The sequence below is a fragment of the Nocardia abscessus NBRC 100374 genome (genome assembly GCF_000308455.1).
GTDB lineage: Bacteria > Actinomycetota > Actinomycetes > Mycobacteriales > Mycobacteriaceae > Nocardia > Nocardia abscessus.
The window spans coordinates 1-5,596 of sequence record NZ_BAFP01000002.1; the positions used below are offsets into that span (position 1 = coordinate 1).

A 5,596-nucleotide genomic window follows, 5' to 3' on the forward strand; every position below is an offset into this window, starting at 1 on the left:
CCGGGAGCTGAGGTGGGGTGGGCGCGTCGGGGGAGATCGCACTACCCAATGTTCGGCTTCGCCGGTGGCGGGGTGTTGGTTGCTTCTTCGTCGCGAACGCGGTGCTTGGAGGCGTGCTGGGCCGCGAACGGCGCGCTTGAACTCTTTCGCTCGAAACCGGAAGCTGAGCCGGTGTGGGCGCGTTGGGCGTGAATCGCCGACCTAGGGTTTTGCTGTCGCCGGTGGCGGGGCGTTGATGCCTGTGGGTGGGCGGATGGGGTTTGCCGGTGACGACCCTTGGCGGTCGGTGGGGCGTGGGTGGAGACGATCGGGGCCGGTGGTGTTCGGTGGGCGTCGATCAGCTGCACGCGTGGGTTGCTCGACGCGTGTCGGTTCTCCGGTATCGTCGGCGCTATCGGTGGCCGTAGCGCAGTTCGTAGAGGTCGCGGTCGTGGTCGGTGATCTTGCCGTGGTCGACCAGTTCGGGGTTCAGGCCGTGCTGGACCAAGCGGAAGCGGCGCCAGACGTAGCTGAGAGCCACCGTGAAGACCACCATCGGAATGATCATCATCACGATCAAGCCGATCTTCAGCGGCATCGGGCCGGGGAACAGCAGTACCAGAGCGAAGAACGGGATGATCGGCCCGAGAAAACGGACGAGATAGCGTTCCATGGCCCCGTGTCCGACGAGGTCGTGGATGACCCACTCGTGTAGCTCCTCGGGGAGCTCGCGGCCCAGATCGTAGGTGATCCGTTGCCGAAACGTGGGTTTTTTCATGCTTCCAGGCTATGCCCGTGATTTACGCCACGCCAGGCTCTCGCGGGCTCAACCGCGTCCGTGCCTGCGCTCGTAGTCGAGGCGTTCGCGTTCGTCCCGGCGGCGGGCGTCGGCGTCGGCGAGCGCGGGGTCGAGACCGTGCTTGATCAGCCGATGCCGCCGGTAGACGTACAGCAGCGCCACGGTGAAGTAGATCAGCGGGATGTACAGCAGCGCCATCATCGCCAACCCCATCCACAAGGGGCCGGGCAGCAACAGGAACAGCATGAGCACCGGGAGCACGGGCACCAGGAAGCGCAGGAGATAGCGCCGCGTAGCGCCCGGCCCGATCAGATCCTCCCGCACCCAATCGGACATCGATTCCGGCAGTGTGCGGCCGAAGACATAGCCGATCCGCTGTCCGAACGAGGGTTCAGCACTCACCACTCCAGCATCCCGACCCCGCCGTCACCGGCGCAACTGGCCCCTACCGAGCGGCGTGGAATGCGGCTATCTGGGTGACCAGGTTGTGCGTGGTGTGCTGCACGGCGATCTTGACGAACGGTTCGATGGTCTTGCCGAGCGCCCGTCCCGCGAGGCCGCCGGGCACCCGGAAGTCCACGATCGCGTCGACGGTGCACAACCGGTCGCCTTTGTCGTGGAACAGGAACGTCGACTCGATCTCGAAACCCTTGATCGACTTGACGCCGATCGCGTAGTTCGCCTCCCAGCGGACCACCTCGATGCGCGACTTCAGCGAGACGGGCCCCAGCTTCATGTGCCCGTCGAAAGTGGCGCCGACCCCTTCGGTCTGCTCGCCGACCGGGGTGAAGGACTCGACGCCGTGCAGGAAGCGCGGCAGGTTCTGATAGTCGTTCACGAAGGCGAACGCGGACTCCGCCGAGGCCACGCAATCCTCGACGATCTTCACTACGGTCATGCGGAAACCCTAACCGGGCCACGGCCTCCTGCCTCAGGCGGTGACGGCCAGGGTCGCGGCGAGCCCGAAGGCGAGCGCCATCACGACCACCTCGGTGATCGCGCGACGCAGCGAGTCCTTCGCGTCCATCCGGTGGTCGGCCGCCCGCGGCACCCAGCTGCGGCGCCACCACCACCCCAGTGCGAGCAACACGAGCAGCACCACGGTCTTGGCCAGCAGGATCCGGCCGTATCCGGTGCTGACGAACGGTGCGATCCCGCCGACCCGGATCAGTCCGTTGAGCAGGCCCGTGACCGCTACGACCGCGACCAGAGGCAGCGCCACCGCCGAGTACTTCGGCAGTACCACCGCCCACTCACCCCGGGTCCGCACGACCAGAGCCAGCGCGATCAGCAACCCGAACCAGGCGCCGGCTGCCAGCGCGTGCACCGCGGCGAGCACGGAGCCGAACGCCTGCTGCGACATGTGTCCGGTGATCGGACGCAATGCCAGCGCGACCGCCGCGAACACCAGCACCAGGTCGGCGGAGGCGGACTCGGGCCGTCGGAAGGCCAGCGCGGATCCGCAGGCCACCGTCGCGACGCCGACCAGGATCGCGATACCGACCTGCCCGCCGCTCACGTCCACCAGGTAGGTGCCGAACTCCGCGGCGCCGAGTTCGGTCACCGGCACACCGACCACCTCGGCCGCCTCGAAGACCAGCACGGCGAACTCGGCGGCCGCCCAGACCCCGGCGAGCACCGCCAGCAGCCGCCACGGTGTTCGCAGGCGCGGGGAGATCCTGGGCAGGGCGGCCAATCCCAGCGCCGTCGCCCCGACGCCGTCGGCGGCCACCCGGACCACTGCCTCCCCGGGCAGCGGCCCGGGGAGGATCAGCGCCCAGGCGAGCGCTACGCCGAGCAGCCCGGCCGGGACAGCGAGCAACAGTGCCGGCCACGGCGTTCGGCCGGGGGCGGGCCGGGTACCACCCCGTCCGCCGATCCGCATCTCGTTCACCGGCGTGGGTTGCGGTTCCTGCCGCCGAACAACGCGAACGCGAGTCCACCGCCGAACAGCACGACCGCGCCGACGATGAACACCCACAGCGGAATGCCGCCCGAGCCGTCCGAGCTGTCGTCGGATTTCGCATTCGGTTTCGGCCCCGGCGTGCCGTTGCCCGGCTTACCGAGGGTGAAGTGCCGTTTGCCGCTGACGGGGTGACCATCGGCCGAGGTCACCCGGTAGGCGATGGTGTACTCGCCGGCCGGGCCCAGCTCGCCCACGGCGACGCTGACCGTCTTGCCCTCGACCACCGGGTCACCCTTGGACCACAGATTGCCGTCGGGTCCGACGACGGTGAGCGACGGGAAGCTGGGCTGGAGTTCCTCGTTGAACGTGACGCTGGCCCGCTCCGGACCGGCGTCGACGGTCGCGTTGTCCTCCGGGACGCTTCCGGTGGCCGCGGAGTGTGCGGCGGCGATGCCCGTCGCGGCGATGCCGAATCCGAGCAGGAACACCCCCGCCACGAGGGCGGTCAGGAGGCGGCGGATCATGCGCGCCGTCCGCGGATCACGTTTCCGAGGCCGAGCGCGACACCGAGCAGGCCGAGCGCGAGGCCGATCCCGCCGAGCCAGCGGGCTGTCCGGTCGGCGTGGTCGGCGTCGGCGTCGGCGTCGTCCGAGGCTTCGCTGCTCACTTTGTGCCCGTCGTGCGCGTCGTCTTTGCCTGCGGCCAGGGTCAGCGAGGGGGCCGGACGTTCGGGTTCGTCGCCGTCCTTGCCGACCGGCTGGTCCCAGCTGACCACCTTGCCGTCGGAATAGGTCTGCTTGGCGGGGAAGCTGACCGAATCCAGGGCGGGCAGCGGGCCGACGGACACCGCGAAACGCTGGAACTGACCGGGCGCGATGCCCGGCGCGCCCGGATCGGCGGTCCAGGTGATCGCGGTGACCTCCTTCTTGTCGTTGCGTTCCACTTTGGCCGACCAGCCGGGAACCGATTCGGTCCGAGCGGATTTCAGATTGGGCAGGGTGACGGTGAGCGCCGTGGTGCTCGCGGTGTCCGATTCGGTGGGCACCCGGAAGGTGGCGACGGCGTAGCCGCCCTGAGCGGCGCCGGGAGCGTCCACCGTGACGTGTGCCGCGGCGGTGCCGCCCGCGAGCAGAACGAGTGCTGTTGTGGTGACCGTTGTTCCGACGGCGCGCGAAATCGAGCTGTGCATGCTGATGCTCCTGTGCGAGGGGAGAGTGTGTCGGGGAGATCAGGCCGACAGCGGCGGCGCGCGCGGACCGAGCGCACCAAGGGGAGCACAGCGAGAGGGCGGGAAACCGGGATCCGACCAGGGCGGCGCGCCGGCGATGCGCGCCTGCCGCGGCGGGGCGAGTATCGCGCGCAGCGCACCGGAGACGGCGGCGTAGAGCCGCTCGGCGAGCACGATCAGCGCAGCGCAACCGGCCGCCGCCACGGTGTGCGCGAGGAGCATCCAGGCGGTCGGCAGCGGGGAAACCGTTGCGACAGGGCCGGTTCCGGAGTGGTCGTGGCCGAGGAGGATCGACAACGCGGCGTGGCTGAGCAGCTGACCGGCGCCGAGTAGCCCGGCCGCGGCGGACGGGCGCAGGGACGCGCGCGGGGTTCCCGCGGCCGCGCCCACCCCCGCGGCGATCAACAACACCAACGTCAGTTCGGTCGAGCCCGGCACACCTGCACCGGCCGACCCGTGCGCCGCGACGGCCAGCACGCCGACGAGCACGCCGACCAGGCCACCACGCAGGTGGCCGGTGATCGGGTGCGGGGACATGGGGACGAGGAAGGTCAGCGCACGCCGAGCCGGGCCAGGATGTCGGACTCGATTCCGGACAACTCGTGGGAGATCGACGCGTGCACCGAACGGCGGCGGTTGGCGGGCATCTGGTCGGAGGTGTGCACGGCGGCGGTCAGGCTGCCGAGACGGTCCTTGGTGGCGGTGACGAACTTCTGCGTCTCGCCTTTGTCCTTGCCGTTCTGCGTGCCGACTTTGTCCAGCGCCGCTTCGGCATTCGTGATGCGCGCCTGCAGCTTGGCGCCGTGCCCGGTGAAGTCACCGAGCTGGTCGATGCCGACGCCGAGTTGCTGGGCGCGGCGCGTGTCGAGCTGCCCGCGCAGGAACGTCGCGCCGCGATAGGCGAGCGGGGCGAGCACCGGAATGAGCACGCGGGCGACGCCGAGGTACTTCTTCACCTGACCGGCGCTGAACGGATCGCGTTCGGCTTTGGCCGCCGCCTTCAGTGCGGCCTTCTCCTCCGCCTGGAACGCCGCGATCTGCGCTTTGGCGACCTTGCGCTGAGTGCGGGCCTCGGCGCGGCGCGCCTTGCGGTCGTTCTTCGCGGCGAGCTTGGCCTCGATCACGGCCTTGTGCTTGAGAGCTTTCGCCTCGGCCCTGCGGCTCGGCCGCCGTTTGCGCTTCGTGAACAACCCCATCGAAGGCCCTCCGTCATGCTGGTTCGCCATGGCAGTACGACGCCGGGGAAGCCCGTCCGCCCATGTCACACGCTTTGCCGTCACCCTATCGGGTCCATGGTGACAGCTGCGAGGGTAGTGCGGCCCCCGCACACGGCACCTGGCAATTCGCCGGTCTCGATCCGAGTGGGTCTGCTCACGGCAGGTTGTGAGTGACCTGACGATCAACCGCCCCGAGCCGCCCGCACTATGTCCAGCGCTCGACTACCAACGCGCCCGGCGCACCCCAACCCCAGGTTTCGAGCGAAGCGCGACGGAGCATCTGCCCGTTGCCGACGCCCGCTCTCATCCGAGCATCGGCTCGAGCACCACGATCACTGGTCGATCTGACGGTCAGCCGCTGCAAGCCGCGTGCGGTATGTCCAGCGCTCGACCACCAACGTGCCCGGCGCACCCCAACCCAAGGTTTCGAGCGAAGCGAGACCGAGCATGCGCCGTTCGCGGCCCGC

Annotated in this window: 8 protein-coding genes; all 8 read right to left on the reverse strand. The window is 69.5% G+C overall.

What is annotated here, in order from left to right; translation table 11 throughout:
- Positions 1–391: 391 nt before the first annotated feature.
- Genes ON19_RS00455 through ON19_RS00490 form a run of 8 tightly spaced genes read right to left on the reverse strand, consistent with a single transcriptional unit; the run spans position 392 to position 5,108 of the window.
- Positions 392–757: a DUF5313 family protein gene (locus ON19_RS00455; protein WP_043684630.1), complete on the reverse strand. Its 366-nt coding sequence runs from the start codon at positions 755–757 to the stop codon at positions 392–394.
- Between the two features lie 48 nt (positions 758–805).
- The gene (locus ON19_RS00460; protein ID WP_195031148.1) at positions 806–1,180 is read right to left on the reverse strand and encodes a DUF5313 family protein; all 375 of its coding nucleotides are present in this window, start codon (positions 1,178–1,180) and stop codon (positions 806–808) included.
- 43 nt (positions 1,181–1,223) lie between these two features.
- Positions 1,224–1,676: an SRPBCC family protein gene (locus tag ON19_RS00465; protein ID WP_043684637.1), complete on the reverse strand. Its 453-nt coding sequence runs from the start codon at positions 1,674–1,676 to the stop codon at positions 1,224–1,226.
- A 33-nt stretch (positions 1,677–1,709) separates the two neighbouring features.
- Positions 1,710–2,663, reverse strand: coding sequence for a CopD family protein (locus tag ON19_RS00470; RefSeq protein WP_051168389.1), 954 nt, complete (start codon positions 2,661–2,663; stop codon positions 1,710–1,712).
- Between the two features lie 5 nt (positions 2,664–2,668).
- On the reverse strand, positions 2,669–3,208 hold the full coding sequence (locus ON19_RS00475; RefSeq protein ID WP_083899061.1) for a copper resistance CopC family protein: 540 nt from the start codon (positions 3,206–3,208) through the stop codon (positions 2,669–2,671).
- Positions 3,205–3,873 (reverse strand): YcnI family copper-binding membrane protein, encoded by a 669-nt coding sequence (locus ON19_RS00480; protein ID WP_043684640.1) that lies wholly within the window; start codon positions 3,871–3,873, stop codon positions 3,205–3,207. Before ON19_RS00480 ends, ON19_RS00475 begins: the two co-directional genes overlap by 4 nt.
- Positions 3,874–3,912: 39 nt before the next feature.
- Positions 3,913–4,449 carry a hypothetical protein gene (locus ON19_RS38595; protein ID WP_051168388.1) on the reverse strand — a complete coding sequence of 179 codons (537 nt, stop codon included), beginning with the start codon at positions 4,447–4,449 and terminating at the stop codon, positions 3,913–3,915.
- A 14-nt stretch (positions 4,450–4,463) separates the two neighbouring features.
- Positions 4,464–5,108, reverse strand: a complete 645-nt coding sequence (locus tag ON19_RS00490; protein ID WP_043684643.1) for a DUF6474 family protein — start codon at positions 5,106–5,108, stop codon at positions 4,464–4,466.
- Between the last annotated feature and the right edge of the window lie 488 nt (positions 5,109–5,596).

What these genes read in the sequence shown, in the direction of transcription:
- ON19_RS00455 (WP_043684630.1), bottom strand. Translation starts at nt 757, where the DNA reads ATGAAAAAACCCACGTTTCGGCAACGGATCACCTACGATCTGGGCCGC.
- ON19_RS00465 (WP_043684637.1), bottom strand. Translation starts at nt 1,676, where the DNA reads ATGACCGTAGTGAAGATCGTCGAGGATTGCGTGGCCTCGGCGGAGTCC.
- ON19_RS00470 (WP_051168389.1), bottom strand. Translation starts at nt 2,663, where the DNA reads ATGCGGATCGGCGGACGGGGTGGTACCCGGCCCGCCCCCGGCCGAACG.
- ON19_RS00475 (WP_083899061.1), bottom strand. Translation starts at nt 3,208, where the DNA reads ATGATCCGCCGCCTCCTGACCGCCCTCGTGGCGGGGGTGTTCCTGCTC.
- ON19_RS00480 (WP_043684640.1), bottom strand. Translation starts at nt 3,873, where the DNA reads ATGCACAGCTCGATTTCGCGCGCCGTCGGAACAACGGTCACCACAACA.
- ON19_RS38595 (WP_051168388.1), bottom strand. Translation starts at nt 4,449, where the DNA reads ATGTCCCCGCACCCGATCACCGGCCACCTGCGTGGTGGCCTGGTCGGC.
- ON19_RS00490 (WP_043684643.1), bottom strand. Translation starts at nt 5,108, where the DNA reads ATGGGGTTGTTCACGAAGCGCAAACGGCGGCCGAGCCGCAGGGCCGAG.